General features: G+C 70.2%; 19 protein-coding genes and 1 pseudogene. 9 read left to right on the forward strand and 11 right to left on the reverse strand.

The features are described 5' to 3' along the window. Nucleotides 1-104: 104 nt before the first annotated feature. Nucleotides 105-1,124 (reverse strand): NAD(P)/FAD-dependent oxidoreductase, encoded by a 1,020-nt coding sequence (locus OG852_RS48675; protein ID WP_330346768.1) that lies wholly within the window; start codon nucleotides 1,122-1,124, stop codon nucleotides 105-107. Between the two features lie 40 nt (nucleotides 1,125-1,164). After that, the gene (locus OG852_RS48680; RefSeq protein ID WP_133917881.1) at nucleotides 1,165-2,100 is read right to left on the reverse strand and encodes an alpha/beta fold hydrolase; all 936 of its coding nucleotides are present in this window, start codon (nucleotides 2,098-2,100) and stop codon (nucleotides 1,165-1,167) included. Between the two features lie 653 nt (nucleotides 2,101-2,753). Here OG852_RS48680 and OG852_RS48685 point away from each other — a divergent pair. Then, nucleotides 2,754-2,942: a hypothetical protein gene (locus OG852_RS48685; RefSeq protein WP_330351636.1), complete on the forward strand. Its 189-nt coding sequence runs from the start codon at nucleotides 2,754-2,756 to the stop codon at nucleotides 2,940-2,942. A gap of 40 nt (nucleotides 2,943-2,982) precedes the next feature. On the opposite strand, the pseudogene OG852_RS48690 reads toward OG852_RS48685, so the two are convergent. The 3 genes and pseudogenes from OG852_RS48690 to OG852_RS48700 all read right to left on the reverse strand — a co-directional run. After that, nucleotides 2,983-3,257, reverse strand: a pseudogene (locus tag OG852_RS48690) (histidine kinase); the annotation flags it as partial. 140 nt (nucleotides 3,258-3,397) lie between these two features. Then, a complete protein-coding gene (locus OG852_RS48695; RefSeq protein WP_330351365.1) occupies nucleotides 3,398-4,120 on the reverse strand; it encodes a methyltransferase domain-containing protein in 723 nt (240 codons plus the stop codon). 114 nt (nucleotides 4,121-4,234) lie between these two features. Further along, nucleotides 4,235-4,366: an alpha/beta fold hydrolase gene (locus OG852_RS48700; protein ID WP_133917880.1), complete on the reverse strand. Its 132-nt coding sequence runs from the start codon at nucleotides 4,364-4,366 to the stop codon at nucleotides 4,235-4,237. Nucleotides 4,367-4,906: 540 nt separating this feature from the next. Here OG852_RS48700 and OG852_RS48705 point away from each other — a divergent pair. Further along, the gene (locus tag OG852_RS48705; protein WP_330346767.1) at nucleotides 4,907-5,701 is read left to right on the forward strand and encodes a maleylpyruvate isomerase family mycothiol-dependent enzyme; all 795 of its coding nucleotides are present in this window, start codon (nucleotides 4,907-4,909) and stop codon (nucleotides 5,699-5,701) included. 414 nt (nucleotides 5,702-6,115) lie between these two features. Here OG852_RS48705 and OG852_RS48710 read toward each other — a convergent pair whose 3' ends face one another. From OG852_RS48710 to OG852_RS48730, 5 genes are read right to left on the reverse strand one after another with little or no spacing between them, the layout of a single operon-like run. Next, nucleotides 6,116-7,594 (reverse strand): ATP-binding protein, encoded by a 1,479-nt coding sequence (locus tag OG852_RS48710; RefSeq protein WP_330346766.1) that lies wholly within the window; start codon nucleotides 7,592-7,594, stop codon nucleotides 6,116-6,118. Continuing rightward, on the reverse strand, nucleotides 7,591-9,267 hold the full coding sequence (locus OG852_RS48715) for an FAD-dependent oxidoreductase (RefSeq protein ID WP_133917877.1): 1,677 nt from the start codon (nucleotides 9,265-9,267) through the stop codon (nucleotides 7,591-7,593). Before OG852_RS48715 ends, OG852_RS48710 begins: the two co-directional genes overlap by 4 nt. Further along, nucleotides 9,228-9,551: a VOC family protein gene (locus tag OG852_RS51165; RefSeq protein ID WP_166663809.1), complete on the reverse strand. Its 324-nt coding sequence runs from the start codon at nucleotides 9,549-9,551 to the stop codon at nucleotides 9,228-9,230. The genes OG852_RS48715 and OG852_RS51165 overlap by 40 nt, the downstream gene beginning before the upstream one ends. A gap of 3 nt (nucleotides 9,552-9,554) precedes the next feature. Further along, entirely contained in the window at nucleotides 9,555-10,472 is a 918-nt protein-coding gene (locus tag OG852_RS48725) for an alpha/beta fold hydrolase (protein WP_208117400.1), read from the reverse strand. A gap of 34 nt (nucleotides 10,473-10,506) precedes the next feature. After that, nucleotides 10,507-11,322 carry an oxidoreductase gene (locus tag OG852_RS48730; RefSeq protein ID WP_133917876.1) on the reverse strand — a complete coding sequence of 272 codons (816 nt, stop codon included), beginning with the start codon at nucleotides 11,320-11,322 and terminating at the stop codon, nucleotides 10,507-10,509. 172 nt (nucleotides 11,323-11,494) lie between these two features. Here OG852_RS48730 and OG852_RS48735 point away from each other — a divergent pair, with 172 nt between their 5' ends. Both OG852_RS48735 and OG852_RS48740 read left to right on the forward strand, forming a co-directional pair. Then, a complete protein-coding gene (locus OG852_RS48735; RefSeq protein ID WP_330346765.1) occupies nucleotides 11,495-12,118 on the forward strand; it encodes a TetR/AcrR family transcriptional regulator in 624 nt (207 codons plus the stop codon). A gap of 285 nt (nucleotides 12,119-12,403) precedes the next feature. Beyond that, nucleotides 12,404-12,883 carry a hypothetical protein gene (locus OG852_RS48740; protein ID WP_330351635.1) on the forward strand — a complete coding sequence of 160 codons (480 nt, stop codon included), beginning with the start codon at nucleotides 12,404-12,406 and terminating at the stop codon, nucleotides 12,881-12,883. Nucleotide 12,884: 1 nt separating this feature from the next. Here OG852_RS48740 and OG852_RS48745 read toward each other — a convergent pair whose 3' ends face one another. Then, nucleotides 12,885-13,223 (reverse strand): DUF6233 domain-containing protein, encoded by a 339-nt coding sequence (locus OG852_RS48745; protein ID WP_133917874.1) that lies wholly within the window; start codon nucleotides 13,221-13,223, stop codon nucleotides 12,885-12,887. 142 nt (nucleotides 13,224-13,365) lie between these two features. On the opposite strand from OG852_RS48745, the gene OG852_RS48750 reads away from it, so the two are divergent. The 5 genes from OG852_RS48750 to OG852_RS48770 all read left to right on the forward strand — a co-directional run bounded on the left by OG852_RS48750 (nucleotide 13,366) and on the right by OG852_RS48770 (nucleotide 18,633). Then, entirely contained in the window at nucleotides 13,366-13,752 is a 387-nt protein-coding gene (locus tag OG852_RS48750; protein ID WP_330346764.1) for a hypothetical protein, read from the forward strand. Nucleotides 13,753-14,165: 413 nt separating this feature from the next. Beyond that, nucleotides 14,166-15,431, forward strand: coding sequence for a class-III pyridoxal-phosphate-dependent aminotransferase (locus OG852_RS48755; protein ID WP_330346763.1), 1,266 nt, complete (start codon nucleotides 14,166-14,168; stop codon nucleotides 15,429-15,431). Further along, entirely contained in the window at nucleotides 15,424-16,428 is a 1,005-nt protein-coding gene (locus OG852_RS48760; protein WP_330346762.1) for a phosphotransferase enzyme family protein, read from the forward strand. Before OG852_RS48755 ends, OG852_RS48760 begins: the two co-directional genes overlap by 8 nt. Further along, nucleotides 16,412-17,227 (forward strand): GntR family transcriptional regulator, encoded by an 816-nt coding sequence (locus OG852_RS48765; protein ID WP_133917871.1) that lies wholly within the window; start codon nucleotides 16,412-16,414, stop codon nucleotides 17,225-17,227. The genes OG852_RS48760 and OG852_RS48765 overlap by 17 nt, the downstream gene beginning before the upstream one ends. After that, nucleotides 17,224-18,633 (forward strand): APC family permease, encoded by a 1,410-nt coding sequence (locus OG852_RS48770; RefSeq protein WP_330346761.1) that lies wholly within the window; start codon nucleotides 17,224-17,226, stop codon nucleotides 18,631-18,633. Before OG852_RS48765 ends, OG852_RS48770 begins: the two co-directional genes overlap by 4 nt. Nucleotides 18,634-18,639 lie beyond the last annotated feature (6 nt).

Below are 18,639 nucleotides of genomic sequence, written 5' to 3' on the forward strand. Positions count from 1 at the left end.
CAGACGGGGAAACTGATTGGTCTCCTCACCGATGAAGGTGAGGCGAGTGGGTGACGGGCTGAGATCTCAGGGCTTCGAGATCATCGGGTGGCCGCTGTGGGGCTTTACGCGGTGATCTTCTGGAGGGCCGCGTCGGTGTCCGCGACGGCCAGTTTCTTGTTGATGTCGATGCCGGCGAGTGCGCCGGCTGCTGCGGAGGCCCCGACCTGGGCGACCGGATCGGTGACGTTGCCGGCCACCCACACACCCGGCACCTCGGTGGTGCCGTCTGTGCCGGAGGCGAAAGTGCGGCCCGTGGGCAGGTCCTGTATCGGCAGGTTCAGGCCTTCCAGGCCCTTTGTGCGGGCCTGCATCTGCGGGACGACCCCGAGGACGCGGCGGGCCACGAACTGGCCGTCGGCCAGGCGCACCCCGGCGAGGGCACCGTCCTCGTCGTTGACGATCTCGGTGACCGGGGTGTCGATGACGCGGATGCCGCGGGCGGCGAAGCGGGTGCGGGTGTCCTCGTCGAGGTCGGTTTCGTTGGTGAAGTAGGTGAGGTCCTCGGTCAGCTGGCGGAACAACAGTGCGGGGCCGATGGAAGCGGGGCCGGTGGCGAGGACGCCGATGGGTTCGTCGCGTACCTCCCAGCCGTGGCAGTACGGGCAGTGCACCACACTGTGTCCCCAGTGCTGGGCGAGCCCGGGCACCTCCGGGAGTACGTCCTTCACGCCGGTGGCGACCAGGATGCGGCGGGCGGTGAGGTGGCGGCCGTCGGCCAGGGTGACGGTGAAGCGCAGGTCCCCGTCCGCCGAGGGGGCGGCGGGCCCGGCCGAGACCACCTGGCCGTGGATGACGCGTCCGCCGTACTGGCGCACCTGCTCCCGGCCCCGTCGAAGGATCTCGGACGGCGGGGTGCCGTCCAGGGCGAGGAGGCCGTGCACGGCCTCGGCGGGTGCGTTGCGCGGGGAGCCGCTGTCGATCACGACGACCGAGCGGCGGGAGCGGGCGAGGATCAGTGCACCGTTCAGCCCCGCGGCGCCCCCGCCGATCACCACCGCGTCGACGGTCCCCTCGGCCAGTGCGTCGCTCGCGTCTGCGGGAGTGGCCACAGCCGTGGTCTCCTGCGTTTCCTTGTCGTTCATGGTTCGGTCAGTCCTTCGAGTTCTGGGTGGTTGGAGGGGGTCAGCGGTTCAGGAAGCCGAGGATGTGGTCGGCGACCGTCTTGGGCTGTTCGAGGTGCAGGAAGTGCCCTGCGCCGGGTATGACGACGCGTTCGAAGCCGTTCGTGAACAGGTCGTCCATGCCGTCGCTCAACTCCACGGTCATGCAGTTGTCGTCGGCGCCGTGGAGGTAGAGCGACGGGACGGTGATGGTGCCGAAGGCCCGGGCTTGCAGGGCTTGGGCCGCCTCGTCCGCGGGGGGCGTGAACAACTGGCGGTAGTAGCCGAGGATCTCGGTCAGGACTCCTGGAGCACCCAGGGTTTCCTTGAGCGCGGCGCGCTCCGCGTCCGGCAGCTCGTAACCGGGTGACCATTCCCGCCACAGCCGGTCGATGAAGGCGAAGTCGTCGCGCTCGACGGCCGCCTCCGCCATGGCGGTCTGGAAGAAGAACATGTACCAGCTGCGTCGCTGCTGGTCACCGTCGGCGACCAGTGCGTTCAGCAGTTGACGGCCATGGGGAACCGCCATGGTGACCAGCTTGCGGACCCGTCTGGCGTCGAGGCTCGCTGCCGCGTACGCCGCCGCGGCGCCGAAGTCGTGGCCGATGAGATCCGCCTGCTCGCGCCCGAGCGCTTCGATCAGGGTCAGGACGTCCTGACCGGTCGAGGCAATGCGGTAGGAGCCGTCGGGGGCCGCGCCGCCGGGCCAGTATCCGCGCTGTGCGGGCGCGACCGCCCAGTACCCTTCCTGGGCGAGGCGGTCGAGGGTCCCTGTCCAGCTGGCGGCGTGGTCGGGAAACCCGTGGAGGAGCACCACGAGCGGCCCGCTGCCGGCCTCGAGGATCGGAACCTCCAGTCCGCCTGCCTGAACCGTCCGACGACGGACGCGGTCGGTCGCCTGGGACCCCCCGGCCGGGGAGTCCTCGCCAAAGGGCGGTCGCTGGGTCGCCTGTGTCATGAGTTCAACCTCCTAGCCGCCTTCGCGGCGTCGCGGTCCGGCAAGCCCGGACCAAGTGGCGAGTACGGCTGTCTGAAGCCGGGGTCAGTGCCGGTGAGCGGTCACGACGGTGGCTGTGCACCCAGTGGAGAGTCCGCCTCCGGTTCGCTTGGGACGTTCGTGATGTACAGATCCCGTACGGCGGTGAAACTTGCCGTCGCCAGCATCGCGAGGATCAGACCGGGCCTTGCCGGCCCGGAAGGCGTCGCGACGCGGGGCGGCGCGGAGGAGTTCAAAGGCATGGGTTGCCCTCGATCGCGCCAGGCGTGCACGCAGCCCTTCCGGTGAGCTCGGGACCGTTGTGGACTGAACAGTCAGAAACCTATGCGGTTCTGTACTGAGCTGTCAAATACGGCGGGTCGGTCTTGCACGCTCGCCGAAGCCGAGAAGAACGGCACCGGCCACGCCCGAGGTCATCGCCCCGCGCCGGCCGACCCGGGTGGACCTCACCGGGTCCGGCAGCAACACCGACCCCGACCTGATGAAACGCCTCCAGCAGCAGGTCACGGGCGGCACCCCAACGCGATGGGCGCGGTCGTTGAACAGACCGATGACCAGTCGGACGACGTCGTGGCCGCGCTGATCGCGCAGGCCCGACAGCAGGGGGAGGACGCATGATCCCGCTGCCGCCGCACCGTACGAAGGGCCCCGGGGCACTCGGAGCCGAAGGCTCTGACCGGGTCGAGCCGTTCGGCCGCTACCCCGATCCCCGCGAGGACGAGGGCCACGACGACTCCGCCGGGGAAGATCCGGCTCCGAACCTTCCTCAGGAGTTGCATGTCACCTGGTTCGCCGCTCGTTAACGGCGCCCAGGTTCTGCGGCACAGAGAAGTCCTGACGAGCCAGCGCGAGCAGCCGTTCGCGCTGCGCGACGGCCCGCTGAAAAAGGTCTGCGAACCGAGGGCGAGCCCCTCCAGGAGGTGGACCGCCATCGGAAACCAATCGTGCATGAGGTTCGCGAACGATGCGGCGGGCAGGACGAAGAACCGTGTCGGCTCGGGCACCCGTACCGAGTTCATGTACCGCTGCGGTTTCCCGTCCCAGAGGTACGCCATCACGGCCCCCGCGTACACCCCTGGCTGGGACGTGCGGCTCACCTCGATGTCGTCGCTGCCCAACCCTCATGACCAGGCGTCTCGCACGGAAGGGGGTCACCCCCGGCCGGCCAAGGAAACCCACATCGGCCACGAGCGCCTGACAGGCGTGGTCACCGTTCCCCGGTCAAGCGGATCCCCGCAGCCTGTGCTCCATCTGCTCTCTAGGCGGAGGCGGCAGCCACGAAGTACGGAAGGGCGATGAGGAAGCGGTCGGCCTCGGCGCGTCGGCGCTGTTCGGCGAGCCACTCATCGGCCTGGTCACGGCTGACGGCACCGATCGTGCAGGCCGACTCGGCGAGCATGGTGGGCAATGACAGCATCGCTGGATCGGTGAACACGCTGGTGTGCACCTCGACGGTGACGTCGTTGAAGCCGCCGTCCAGGAGCAGGTTGCGGTACTGGCGGGCGGCGCGGGGGGTGCCCAGGAGGTCGGCGCGGGCGTGCACGATCGTGCGGGTGAGCGCCGCGTCATCAGAGTCGATCATGATGGCGTCCCAGTCCTGCCCGACCAGGGCGATCCTGCCGCCCGGGCAGAGGACGCGCCGCGCTTCCGTCACCGCGCGCCACGGCTCCTGAAGGAATTGGAAGACCTTGTCGGCACGGTAGCCGCGCACACTTCCGTCGGCGAACGGCAGATCCTCCGCCCCCGCTTCCCGGAACTCGGCCCCCGGCCACCGTTTCCGGGCCTCGGCCAGGATCCACGGATCGGGATCCACGCCCACCGCGTGGACGCCACGCTCGGCCAGCTCGGCGACGGCCCGCCCGGCACCGCAGCCGACGTCCACGACGGACGAGCCCGGGACAAGAGACAGCAGCTCGTAGGAGCGGGCCCGCAGCAGGCTGGCGCTCGGCATCTGGTCCATCGCGTCGAGGACGGCCAGCATGGCCTCGGTGCCGCGGTGCTTTTCCACGAAAGGAGTCGTCACAGCCATGGCCTCCTGCCTTTCCTTGTCAGTCATGGTTCGGTCAGTCCTTCGAGTTCTGGGTGGCTGGCGGGGTCAGCTGTTCAGGAAGCCGAGGATGTGGTCGGCGACCGTCTTGGGCTGTTCGAGGTGCTGGAAGTGCCCCGCGCCGGGTATGACGATGCGTTCGAAGCCGTTCGTGAACAGGTCGTCCGTGCTGTCGCTCAACTCCACTGGAAAAGCAGTTGTCGTCGGCCCCGTGGAGGTAGAGCGACGGGACGGTGATGGCGCCAGACGTGTACGCAGCCTGTCCAGTGAGCCCAGGACAGTTGTGTACTGAACAGTCGGAAACCTAGGCGGTTCTGTACCGAGCTGTCAACTGTGGTGGGCCGGCTTCACCTTTCCTTCGCGGTCGCGACGGCGGTGGCCGTGTGCGTGCGAGCGTGCCTGCGTGGCGCCCAGATGGGCCGGCCGCCTCGGATGCCTGCGTGACGAGGTCGACCGTGTCCTTGTCAGTGGCGGCGGGGGCGGGGCGGCGGGGGCTGCGGCCGTATGCGCCTACGACGTCGATGCCGCGGATGACAGCCCGAGGCGCGGAACTGCCACTCGGCGGCATGGAGGGCGTGGTCGCGGTCAAAGCTTCGCGGCCTCGCCCTATGCGGTAAAGCCGACCGTCCTTCTTGACAACTCAGTACAGAACTGCCTAGGTTTCCGGCTGTTCAATACACAACCATCCTGAGCTCACGGGCCTTCATTGGGGAAAAGAACATGACTGAAGCCGCAGACCGGATCATCGACGCCCTGCGCAGCGGGCACGACCACCTCGCCGCTGTGGTGCACAGACTCACCACGGCCGATCTCACCCGCCCGTCCGGCGCGTCGGAGTGGGACGTCTCCCAGGTGCTCGGCCATCTGGGCAGCGGCGCCGAAATAGGCCTGGCCGTACTGGAGGGCGCGATGGGCGGTACGGGTGCCCCCGACGGCGACTTCAACAAGTCGGTGTGGGCCCGCTGGGACGCGATGACCCCGGCCGAGCACGCCGAAGGCTTCGTCACCGCCAACCAGGCGCTGGTCGAACGCTACGAGGGCCTCGACGCGGGGGCCCGCAGCGACCTCCGGATCGACCTCGGCTTCCTGCCCGCGCCGGTGGACGTCGCGACCGCGGCGGGGCTCCGGCTCGGTGAGCTCACCCACCACTCGTGGGACGTCGAGGTGGCCTTCGACCCGTCGACGACCCTGGCGTCCGCCGCGATCGGGCCGCTCCTCGACCAGGCCGGCATGATGCTGGGCTTCATCGGCAAGGCGGACGCCCTGGAGAACCGCCCCGTCGCCGTCGCGGTGCACACCACCGCACCCGAGCGCGCCTTCGGTCTCTCGGTCGGCGAGACGGTCGCGCTCACCGGCGAACCCGAGAACGCCGACGCCGTGCTGACGGCTCCCGCCGAGTGGTGGCTGCGACTCGTCGCCGGTCGGCACGCCCCCGCCCACACCCCCTCTTCCGTGACCCTCACCGGTGACACCGTCACCCTCGACGACCTGCGCAGGATTTTCCCCGGGTTCTGAGCCCGGCGGCGAGGCAACGGGTACGGGCCGACCAGCAACCCAAATCGCGGCAGTCGGCTTCGCTGGTCTCGATCTCGTACAGGGCTGTCGTCACCACGGGGCGAGGAGGGTTGCCAGGAACTCGCAAGCGTCGTCCTCGTGCGGGGTCCCTGTAGGAGGAGTGATCGCTGACGTGGAACACCGTGTCCTTCGCAGCGATGTGTACCCGGGCCGACGTGGACGGCGTGGTGCGTGGGTTTCATGCCGACGTCGTCGGGGATGTCCAGGCCCGCCGCGCACACCCCGGCGTCCCCGGCGATGAGCACGGCACGGGCCTCGCGGACACGGGGCCGGACCAGCACACCGGCGAGACGGGTCAGCCCCTCGTCCCGGCCCCGTTGGGCGGGACGCCGGGGTCGATTCCGGTGTCCTTGGTCATGAGGGCTCCTGGGCCGGGTCGGGGACGGTATCGGGCTCGGTGTCGATGGCGGTGAGGGGGAGCAGCACCTGGAAGCGGGTGTCGCCGGGTACGGACTCGACTTTCAGGTCACCGTGGTGCTTGTTGACGACGATCCGCCAGGAGATGTCGAGCCCGAGCCCGGTGCCCTCGCCCACCGGTTTGGTGGTGAAGAAGGGGTCGAAGATCCGCCCGCGGATGTCCGCCGGCACCCCGGGCCCGGTGTCCCGGAACTCCACCAGCAGCCGGTCGTGCTCCAGCGCGGTCCGGACGGTCAACGTCCCCTCCCCGCCCACACTGTTCATGGCCTGCACCGCGTTGTCGATCAGGTTCGTCCACACCTGGTTCAGCTCGGCCGGGTAGGCCGGAATCCTCGGCAGGGTCCGGTCGTACTCCTTGACCACCTTGATCTGCTGCCCGATCTTCCCGGACAGCATCATCAGCGTGCTGTCGAGGAGTTCGTGCACATCCGTGACCTGGTAGGGCGCGCGGTCCAGCTGCGAGTACTGCTTGGCGGCGTCGACGAGGTGCGAGATACGGGTGGTGGAGTCCTCGATCTCGGACATCAACAGCTCGGCCTCGACCGTGTAGTTGAGGCACTCGATGGCACTGGGCAGGATCTCCTGCTCGCCGATGGCCGCCGCGACCTGCTCCAGCCAGTCGACGTCGAGACCGGCCTGCACGAAGGTCGGCGCGATCTGCCAGCCGTTTGGGACACCGTGGTCGTCCAGCCAGTCGGCGAGTTCGTCCTCCCGGTCGGACGCCTCGAGCGGGCTCAGTGCCGACGCCTTGGAGACCCGCTCGGCCGTACGCTCCTGGAGGTCGACCAGGGCCTTCAGGACGTCGCCGTGGTAGGGGCCCGAGGCGATGGCGCCGAGCTTGTTGCGCATGTGCGCGACCCGGTCCCTGAGTGACGAGGTGGCTCGTGCGGCCGCCGCGGCCGGGTTGTTGAGCTCATGGGTGAGGCCTGCGGACAGCGAGCCCAGCGCGAGCAGCCGTTCGCGCTGCCCGACGGCCCGCTGAAAGGTCTGCGAACCGAGGGCGAGCCCCTCCAGGAGATGGACCGCCATCGGAAACCACTCGTGGACGAGGTTCGCGAACGATGCGGCGGGCAGCACGAAGAACCGCGTCGGCTCCGACACCCGCACCGAGTTCATGTACCGCTGCGGTTTCCCGTCCCAGAGGTACGCCATCACGGCCCCCGCGTACACCCCTCGCTGGGACGTGCGGCTCACCTCGATGTCGTCGCTGCCCACCCGGCGCGACATGACGAGCGTGCCCTCGACCATCACGTAGAAGTCGGTCGCCGGGTCACCTTCGGTGAACACAGGTCCGGGGCCGAACAGTTCGACCCGTCCCGCGCTGCACAGCCTGTCGAGCTGCTCGGCACTGAGCTTCTCGAAGAGGAACAGCGACCCGATCTCCTCGGGGGCGCACGGCATCAGTTGCCCGCTCATGACTGCTCCAGATACCGGTGGACGAGCATCACGGCCATGGCTCCCTCTCCGACGGCGGACGCGACCCGCTTCGCGGACTCGGCGCGCGCGTCCCCGGCGACGAACACGCCGGGAATGTCGGTCTCCAGGTGGTACGGCGGCCGGTCCAGCTCCCAGTTGGCCGGTGGCCGCCCGTCGGCGGTCAGATCGGGCCCGGCGAGGATGAACCCGCGCTCGTCCCGCGACACCGTGCCGTCCAGCCAGTCGGTCAGCGGGGCCGCGCCGATGAACACGAACAGCCATTGCGCGTCGACGAGTTCGGTCTGCCCGCTCGTCGTGTCGCGCAACGTCAGCTGTTCCAGGTGGTTGTCGCCGTGCGCGGCCTCGACGACCGTGTGGGCCCGTACAAAGATGTTCGGCGACTCGGCGATCTGCTGGATCAAATAGTGCGACATCGACGCGGTGAGGTCCGCTCCGCGCACCAGCAGAGTGACCGACTTGGCGCCCCGGGCCAGGTACATCGCCGCCTGCCCGGCCGAGTTGGCGCCGCCGACGATGTACACGTCGTGGCCCTGGCAGGCGGCGGCCTCGGTGAGCGCGGACCCGTAGAACACCCCGCGGCCCGACAACTCGTCGGCACCCGGCGCCTCCAGCTTCCGGTACGACACACCGGTCGCCAGGATCACGCTGTGCGCCGCGATCTGCGACCCGTCCGCGAACCGTACGAGCCGGGCCGCCCCGCTGCTCTCCAGACCGGTCACCTCCCGCGCGGAGAGGATCTCGGCGCCGAACTTGGTGGCCTGGCGTCGCGCCCGGTCGGTGAGCTGGCCGCCGGAGACGCCGTCGGGGAAGCCCAGGTAGTTCTCGATCCGCGAGCTCTGTCCGGCCTGCCCGCCGGTCGCCGACCGCTCCACGAGCACCGTACGCAGCCCCTCCGAGGCCCCGTACACCGCCGCACCGAGCCCTGCCGGGCCGCCGCCGATGACGACCAGGTCGTAGAAGTCGGCCGTGGGTGTCGTCGCCAGGCCCACGTGCGCGGCCAGTTCCGGCACCTCCGGCTCGACGAGCGCCGTACCTTCCGCCGTGATCACCACCGGCAGCCGCTGCCCGTCCTGCCCTGCGGCGGTCAGCAGCCGCTGCCCCTCGGGCTCCTCGGTGGAGTACCAGCGGTACGGCACCTGGTTGCGGGCCAGGAACTCCCGTACGTCCGACGAGCGGGCCGACCAGCGGTGTCCGATCACCTTGGTGGCGGGCACCGGCTTGTAGTCGCTGCACCGCCACGCCTCCAGCAGGTCGTCCAGGACCGGGTAGAGCTTCTCCTCGGGCGGGTCCCATGGCTTGAGGAGGTAGTGGTCGAGGTCGACGACGTTGATCGCGTCGATTGCCGCGTTGGTGTCCGCGTAGGCGGTCAGCAGCACCCGCCGGGCGCCCGGATAGATGTCCAGGGCCTGTTCGAGGAACTCGATGCCGTTCATCTGCGGCATGCGGTAGTCGGCCAGGATCACCGCCACGAGGTCGCCGCGCAGCTTCAGTTCCCGCAGCGCCTCCAGCGCGGACTCGCCGGACTCCGCGCGCACGATCCGGTACGAGGCGCCGTAGCGCCGCCGCAGGTCGCGGGCGACGGCGCGGGAGACCCCGGGGTCGTCGTCCACGGTCATGATGACGGTCCGCGCAGCGTCCGCGGTCTGTGCCATACGTCTCTCACCTCGAGTGATCGGATCACCGGTCGGCGCCGGCTCGGTGCCGCGCCGCCTTTCAGACATTGTGTGGTCGTCGCCCTGCTTCGCTCCGGTCGGCTCCGCCGCGGGCCGAGCAGGCAGAACTCGTTGCCGTGCGGGTCCACCAGTGTGGTCCAGGACTGCTCTCCCTGGCCGATCTCCACGTGCCGCGCCCCGAGGACCGGCAGCCGGTCGACCTCGGTCTGCCGGACGGCCCCGCGACGCCCATTCGGGTGGTCTCGCCGCGGGGGTCGAGTGATCCGCTACTGGGCCCATGCCGCGATCCGTTCCGCGATCGCCTCGGGGGCCTCGACGTGCAGGAAGTGACCGACGTCGGGGACGATCTCCAGCGCGTGCGGGGCGGCGAACCGATGCCGGTCGTCGATCTGCGGGGGGAGGATGCCGCCGTCGTCGGCACCGTGGAGCTGCAGCAGGGGTACCTTGATCGGCTGAGACGTGCGGCGCAACACCCCGAGCATGCTGGGTCGCATCATCTGCCGGTAGTACTTCAGGGGCGCGGGCATGCTCGCCCGCAGGTCCTTGTGCAGCTCCGCCTGGAGAGCTGGATCGAGCGAGAGGCCGGGCGACCACTGACGCCAGAGGTGGTCGATGAGGGCGAGATCGCGGGCGCCGGCCAGCCAGCCGGTTCCCGGCAGTTGAAAGAGCCCCATGTGCCAGCTCCGGCGCAGCTGCGCGGGGCGCAGCAGCTTCAGGAACGTGCGTGGGTGGGGGATGGCGAGCGTGACCGCGCGTTCGATCCGCTCCGGCGCGGTGGCGACGGCATCGTAGGTGATGAAGGCGCCCCAGTCGTGGCCGACCAACTCCACGGCTCGCCCGGGAGACCAGCGGTCGATCAGCGCGAGCACGTCGCTGGTGAGGGATGCGAAGTCGAACGGCCCCGCGGTCGGGGACGGCGCGTAACCGCGAAGCCAGGGTGCGAGGACGTGACGTCCGCGGCGGCCGAGCTCGGCGAGGAAGGGCTTCGCGGTCGGCGGATGGTCCGGGAAGCCGTGCAGGACGAGCGTCGGTCGCCCATCGGGGTCACCACCCTGCAGCGCGTGGAAGGTGCCGTGTGGCAGGTCGAACGTGACGTGTTCGAACTCCATGGGTGTCAGCCGTTTCCAAGAGTGGTCGGGCGAGAGTTTGCTGATGCCGGCTTCTGTGTCTCTGGTTCTGGACATGTGCGTCTGCTCGGGCGCCGGGTGTACTGCGGGGTCAGCCGGCCAGTCGGTTGAGCTTGCGGACCTGTTGGTCGAAGGCGCGCGAGGGCACGATCCGGCGCAGGGCGCTGACGCGTCTGGCCATCGGGCCGGCGGTGTAGCGGAGCTTGGGCTTGGAATCGGTGGCGGCCGCGACGATCACCTTCGCGACGACGTCCGGGTGGTCGGCGTTGCGCACGGCCGTGGCCAGCACGTCCCGGGAGATCTCCCGCTGTGCGGCGTAGATCGGCAGGGGCGCGTCGGGCGCCATGCTGCTCGCCTCGAAACTCGTGCTGGTGTAGGCCGGCTCGACCAGCAGCACCCGGACGCCGTGCTCGCGAAGCTCGTGGTCGACGGACTCGGAGTAGCCCTCGACCGCGTGCTTGGTGGCGGCGTAGACGGCCATGAAGGGGGCTGGGATCAGACCGAGGACCGAGGAGACGTTGACCACGCGGCCACTGCCCTGGGCGCGCATGTGGGGCAGCACTGCGTTGGTCATCCGCATCACGCCGAAGACGTTGATGTCGAAGACCTCCTTGGCCTGGTGGATCGAGCTCTCCTCGCCGGCGCCGACCGCGCCCACGCCGGCGTTGTTGACCAGGACGTCGATTCGGCCGAACCGCTCGATCACCTCCTCGACCAGGGAGCGGACCGACTCGTCGTCGGCCACGTCGAGATCGAGGAACGTCACCCCGGGGAGCGGCTCGGCGTTCGCCGCGTTGCGGCTCGTGCCGACCACCGCGAAGCCGGCACCCACGAGGGCGCGCGCTGCCGCCCGCCCGATCCCGGAGGAGGCGCCCGACACGAGGGCTACTGGGGGAGCTGTCTGCATGGTGGTTCCTTCGGTTGTGTGGCCATGACCGACACGGTGCGCGCACCGGTTCTGCAAGCCCGGACCAAGCCGGTCCCGGTGAGCTCAGAAAGGTTGTGTACTGAACAGTCGGAAACCTAGGCGGTTCTGTACTGGGTTGTCAAGAAGGGTGGGTCCGCTTTACCGTCTTTGTATGGCGAGACCACGAAGCTTTGACCCCGACCACGTCCTGCATGCCGCTGAGCGGCAGTTCCGCGCCTCGGGCTACAACGGCACGAGCGTCGACGACATCAGCGCCGCCACCGGCCTGGGCCGCGGCAGCCTCTATGCCGCGTTCGACGGCAAGCACGGCGTGCTGCTGCAGGCGATGACCGGCTACTTCGCCCGGCTGGCGCAGGGTCCGCGGAAGATGCTCGACGGACCGGATGAGGGCGCCCTGGAACGACTGCACGCGTACTTGCTGCGCGCCGTCCACGGGGTGCCGCTCGCCGCCGACGTACCCCCCGCCGATGACCGGGCGGCGGCGGCCTGCTTCGCCGCCAAGATGGCCCTGGAGGTCGGCGGCTCCGATCCCGAGGTGCAACGCCTGGCCAACGACTGCTTCTCCGTGGTCCGGACGGCGGTGGCCGACTGCGTGCGAGCGGCGCAGCGCAACGGCGACATCGACCCCGACGCGGACCCCGACGACCTCGCCTACCTTGTGCTGACCGTCATCCGCGGCAGCGATGTCGTAGGCGCGTACGGCCACGGCCCCGACCGCCTGACCTCGATCGCGGAGACCGCGTTCGCCCTGCTGCCCCGCCCGCGCCACCACTGACAAGGGCACGGCCGGCCTCGTCGCACAGGCATCTGATGCGGTCGGCCCGCTTCGACGCCGCGCAGGCACGGCCCGAAGGTGTACCGCCGCCGGGGTCGTCTGGGCGGTTGGCGAAGAACACCGCCCGCATCCAGTCGAGTTGCTCCACCGCATGCGCGGTGTCGCCGGGCTTGAACTACACGGTCATTCGCCGAACGCCTCGCCGCCAGCAGGCGGTGGTACTTCGGCCGCCGCCTGGAGGCACATGCAGTTACGGAAACTAATCGATCAGGGACTCCAACCGCCATCGCGAAGTATGCGTGGTCCGGCCGCGAGCGCCTGGGGCTGTTGCGGGTGCGCGGCGATGCGATCGTGCTGCATGCCATGCGCTGGCCGGACGAGATCCGCGACCCTGCCGAGCTGCTGCCTCCGCGGGTGGAGGTCTCCGAGGAGGAGATCGAGGGCGCAATCGCGCTGCTGGAGACGATGACCCGTGAGGACCTGGAAGGCCCGGAGTTCAGGGATGCCTACACCGAGGCCATGGCGCAGATCATCGAGGCGAAGCGGCAGGACCGTGAGCTGCCCGAGGCGCCGGAGCCGGAGGAGCCGAGCCAGGTGCTCGATCTGATGGCCGCGCTGAACGAGTCCGTGGCCAAGGCGAAGGCGGCCCGCGGCGAGGAGTCGAAGCCGAGGAAGAAGGCCGCAGCCAAGAAGGCAACCGCGAAGACGCCGGCCAAGAAGACCGCGGCGAAGAAGACGACCGCCCGCCAGTCCCGCAGCGCCTGACTCACCCTTCCAGGTAGCCGAGCATGCTGTCCGGCCGGCACTGCGGGCAGGCGGGTACGCCCTCGGTGAGCGCGCGCAGGGCCGTCATCCGGTCGACGCCCTTCGAACGCTTCCCCCCGTTCCAGCAGTTTCCCGCGTGCACATACACCGCTTCCTCGCCGGACAGGCCGCGCTCGATCAGCCAGTCCGGCGCCGGGGGCCGGGCCGCGAGACCGTGCCGCCGCTCGGCTTCGCGCCGTTCCTCCGTCCGGATCCACCGGTCGATCTGGGTGAGCTGCTGCTCGGCGACGCGGCGGGCGAAGCGCAGCATCTCCAGCCGGGACGGCAATCTATCGGTCACATGTTCGATTCTAGGGGATAGGCTGCCCACCGGCATGACGAGGGGGAGAGCACAGGGAGGAGGACGCGATGCACGCTGACCTGGAGCGACTCGCGTTCCTCGGCGTCGACCCGGCCACCCTGGACCCCGCTCCGCCCACCCGGTGCGGGCCGACTGGCTGGCCCGCATCGACCCCGACCCGCCGGGCCGGCGCCGCTGCTGCTCCTGCGGGGCGCTCGCGGTCGCCACGCGCGTCGTCGTCCTTCCGGGCCTGGGGCGGCGCTGGCATGACCAGTGCCGGGACTGCATGATCGCCGGGATCCGCGAGAACTGGGCGGCCGGCCGGCCTGTGGCAGGCCGGTACCGGGTTACCCGGTGGGTCGGCGGGCGGCCGACGCTGGAGGGCTGGTGGGACGAGCTGGTCACCGCGCAGGACAAGACCGCGAGGTGGATCGGCGCGCACGGGGGCGAAGGCGGAGTCCGTATCACCCTGGACGACGAAGCGACCGGCACCCGGCTGGTGAGCCGGCCGGGGGAGGGGGAGGCGTAGCTGTGCTCCGTGGCCGCCTCGCGCTTCCCTGTGGGGCCCTCGACGGGTGAACCAAACTGTTTCCACGGGTCACCACGTTCGAAACGGCGTGGTCGGGGGTCTGACATCCCCCACGGAGCACCCCTGCCGGCCCCCCGATCACTGGAGAGAAGAGGTAAAGGGGAGGGAGGCGGGGTGCGGGGAGCGCTACGGGGTCGGGGCGCCCTGACCGCGGCCGGACTGCCCGCCCGCCACCCCGCGATCCGCCGGGCGGTGGCAGTGACCCGCCGCACGCGGCGATGCCCGTACCCGGGCACCGGACCACAACCGGACCTCAAGCGTTACGCGTCCGAACCAGCGACCACACCAGGACGCAAAATGCCCGGCCGACCGTGGAGTCGTTCACGGAAAGCCGCGTGCGAGGAGGCCGGGCATTGGGGATCGAGCAGTTGTCCATGTACGGGTACGCGTCGAAGGCCGAGGTCCTCGCCGACGCGCGGCGGTACTGGAACCCGGACAAGACGGCGTTCTGGCAGGACGAGGGCGTTCCGTTCGTCGTCGGGGAACGATCCGGGTACCGCCTGACCGACGTCGACGGACACGAGGTGATGGACGTCCATCTGAACGGTGGCACCTACAACCTCGGGCATCGCAACCCCGAACTGGTGGACACCCTCACACACGCCCTCCGGCACCTCGACATCGGCAACCACCACTTCCCCACCCCGGGCCGCGCCCATCTGGCACGACGGCTCGTCGAGGCGACGCCGGGCGCGGACAAGGTCGTCTTCGGGTCCAGCGGCGGGGAAGCGGTCGACGTCGCGTTGAAGAGCGCCCGGTACGCCACCGGCCGACGGAAGGTCGTGTCGGTCGTCAAGGCGTACCACGGGCATACGGGACTGGCCGTGGCCACCGGCGATTCGCGGTTCTCGCAGCTGTTCCGGTCGGACAGCCCCGACGAGTTCGTCCAGGTGCCGTTCAACGACCTCGACGCGATGACGGCCGTGCTCGCCGGTGAGGACGCCGCCGCCGTGATCATGGAGACGGTGCCGGCCACCTACGGCTTCCCGATGCCCGAGCCCGGCTATCTCGCCGGCGTGAAGCAGGCGTGCGACGCCACCGGCACCCTCTACATCGCGGACGAGGTCCAGACCGGCCTCGGCAGGACCGGTGAGCTGTGGGGCGTGTACGGCGAAGGCGTCACCCCCGACATCCTGGTGACCGGCAAGGGCCTCGGCGGCGGCCTCTACCCGGTCAGCGCCGCCCTTCTGGGCCCGGTGGCGAGCGGGTGGCTGGAGCGGGACGGCTTCGCCCACATGGCGACCTTCGGAGGCGCCGAACTCGGCTGTGCCGTGGCCGCCAAGGTCCTGGAGATCACGCAGCGGCCCGAGACCCGCGAGAACGTCCGGCAACGCATCGACCAGGTCACCGAAGGCCTCGCGGGGCTGCGCGCCGAACTGCCCCGCGCGCTCACCGGGATCCGGCAGAAGGGACTGGTCATCGGCCTGGAGTTCGGTGCCGTCGGCGCGAAGGCGATCATGGCCGAGCTCTACCGGCAGGGCGTCTGGGCGATCTTCTCCACGCTCGACCCTGCCGTCCTGCAGTTCAAGCCCGGCCTGCTGCTCACCGAGCAGGAGACCGCCGAGATCCTCACCCGCCTGCGGGACGCCGTACGGAAAGTGGCGGCCACCCATGTCTGACACCTGGGACGGGCAGATCACCGCCGCGCTCACCGCGTACGGCCGGGACGGCGCGCTGGCCGAGGCCCGGCTGCTGAGCCTCTCGGAGAACGCCACCTATCTGTGCACCTTCACCGACACCCCCGATCCGCTGGTCCTGCGCCTGCACCGGCCGGGCTTCCGCTCCCTCCCCCAGATCCGCAGCGAACTGATGTGGATCGAGCGACTGCGGGCCGACGGCGCGGTCGCCACACCCGCGGTGGTACCGACTCCGGCGGGCGAGCCGGCGGCGAGCTTCCGCGGTCCGGACGGGGTGCTCCAGCACGCGGCGCTCTTCGAGTTCGCACCCGGCGCCGAGCCCGACACGACGGACTTCGCGGACGTGATGGAGGTCGTCGGCCGGGAGACCGCCGCCCTGCACGAGCACGCGTCGCGGTGGCGACGGCCCGCCACCTTCGTCCGGCCCGACTGGGACCTGGACAACCTGATCGGCGCGGCCTCGCTGTGGGGCCGCTGGTCGGACAACCCCGATGTGTCCCCTGGCGACGCCGAGGTGCTCGCACGGGCCGAGGAGAAGCTCACCCGAGAACTCGACGCGTACGGCAGGAGCCCGGCCGTCTTCGGTCTCATCCACGGCGACCTGCGCGCCGCCAACCTGCTCGTCGCCACCGACGCCGTACGGCTCATCGACTTCGACGACTGCGGCAGCGGCTGGTTCCTCTACGACCTGGCGTGCTCTCTGTCGTTCGTCGAGCACGATCCGCGGGCGGCGCAGTGGGTGGCCTCGTGGCTGCGGGGCTACGAGTCGCGTCGGGCGCTGCGGGAGGAGGACGTACGGGCGGTGCCCGCCCTGGTGATGCTGCGCCGGCTGATGCTGGTCGCCTGGGTGCACAAGCGCGGGGACACGCCCTTCGCCGCCTCGCTCCGGCCGGCCTTCGCGGCGCAGTCCGCGCGACTGGCCCGCCGCTACCTGGCCGACGACTACCTCACCGCCGTACGCCATGAGCACCGGGCGTGACCCGCTCGGCCCGGCCGCCGGCAAGGTCGCGGAGGGCGTGCTGGCGATGATCCGGCGCGGTGAGGTGCGCATGGGCGGCCGGCTGCCCACCGAGCGCCGTCTGACCGAGATCTTCGGCACCAGCCGGGAGTCCGTCCGCCGGGCCCTGGCCTGGCTGGAGGCGGAGGGCGAGGTACGTCGGACCCGCGGGAAGGCCGGCGGGACCTTCGCGCTGCGCCCCAACCCCAACTGGCCCGTCTACAGCTGGAGTCGGCTCGCGCACGGCCGCGACCGGGTGGTGGCACGACAGCCGGGCGTCGATGTGAGCGTCCCCGCGCTCCTGCGACACCAGCACTTCGCCGAAGCGACCCGGGTCGTGTCCACGGGGCTGCGGCGGGGCGATCCGGAGGTCTGTGCCGGGCTCGGTCTGCCGGACGGGTCCCGGACGGTGGCGGTCGAGCGGGTGCGGCTCGCCGACGGGGTGCCGCTGTCGTGGGAGCGGCTGTTCGTGTCGGCGGCGCGCTTCCCCGGGCTCCTCGACCAGGACCTGACCGGCTCCCTCTCCCAGGTGTTCCGCGACACCTACGGCGTCACCGCCTGCGAAGTCTCCGAGCACATCCGGGTCCGGCTCGCCGAGAGCCACCACACCCACCACCTCGACGTGTCGGTCGGCCAGCCACTGCTGGCGATCACGCGCACGTCCCACGACCAGCACGGCGAGCCCCTGGAGTTCTCCTACGACCTCTTCCGGGCCGACCGCACCGAACTCCACGTCTCCTCAACGAACCGCGCGCCGGACCACTCGGAGGTACGTCCATGACATCCAGAACCAAACCGATTCCCGTGGCCACCGAGGCCACACCCGCACTCCAACGCAAGCTCGGCGTAGGCTCGTTGGTCTTCATGGTCGTCGCGGCCGCGGCCCCGCTGACCGTGGTCGGCGGCACAGTACCCCTCGTCTTCGCCACCAGCCAGAGCACCGGCGTACCGGCCCACTACCTGATCGCGGCCATCGTCCTGACCGTCTTCTCCGTCGGTTTCACGACCATGAGCCGCTACGTCGACAACGCCGGCGCCTTCTACACCTACATCCGCGCCGGACTCGGCAGGACCGTCGGAACCGGGTCCGCGACCCTGGCCCTGTTCTCCTACGCGGTGCTGGCCATCTCGGTGTACGCGTACTGCGGCGCCGCCACGACCAACGCGTTGCACCACTACTTCGGCGTCGACACGCCCTGGTGGGTCTGGACGGCGCTGACCGCGCTGCTCGTGGCCTGGCTCGGCTACCACGACATCGAGCTGAGCTCGAAGGTACTGGGGCTGCTGCTGATCGGTGAGGTCGCCGTCATCCTGGTCCTGGACGTGGCGGTGTTCGCGCGCGGCGGTCACTCCTCGCTTACCTGGAGCCCCTTCGCACCGGCGGCGGTGAGCGAGGGAAGTCCCGGCATCGGGCTGATGTTCGCGTTCTTCGGGTTCATCGGCTTCGAGGCGACCGCGGTGTTCCGCGACGAGACCCGGGACCCGGACCGCACGATCCCCCGCGCCACCTACATTGCCGTGATCTCCATCGGCCTCTTCTACGCGCTGTCCGCATGGGCGATCGCCATGGGCTCGGGTGTCACACACATCGTGTCCGACTCCACCGCCGACCCGGAGGGACTCGTCGTCACCCTCGCCGGGGACTACGTCCTGCCCATCCTCGGCGACATCGTCCAAGTGCTGCTGGTGACCAGCCTGTTCGCCTGCGTGCTCTCCTTCCACAACGTCGTCACCCGCTACCAGTACGCCCTCGGCACCGAGCGTGTCCTGCCGGTCCGGCTCGGTGAGATCCACCCCCGCCACCACGCGCCGTCGTACTCCTCACTCGTGCACAGCGCGGTCACCGCGGTGGCTCTCGTCGCCGTCGCGGTCGCCAGGCTCGATCCGGTGACCCAGATCTACGCGTGGCTGTCGGGCGCGGCCACCCTGGGGCTGCTGCTGCTCATGGCACTCACGAGCGTCGCGGTCATCGTGTACTTCGCCCGGCGCGAAGGCGGCCTCTCCCGTTGGCGCACGCTCGTCGCCCCCGCGCTCGCGCTGTCCGGGCTGCTCGCGGTGACCCTCCTGGTGGTGGACAACTTCCCGCTGCTCGTTGGCGGCACCGCCGCGGCCTGGGCGACGGCCGGCACGGTCGCACTGTCGTTCGCCGTCGGCCTGGTGCTCGCAGCACGGCACCGGGCCGTGTGACGGCCA

The organism is Streptomyces sp. NBC_00582, from assembly GCF_036345155.1.
Taxonomy (GTDB): Bacteria; Actinomycetota; Actinomycetes; order Streptomycetales; family Streptomycetaceae; genus Streptomyces.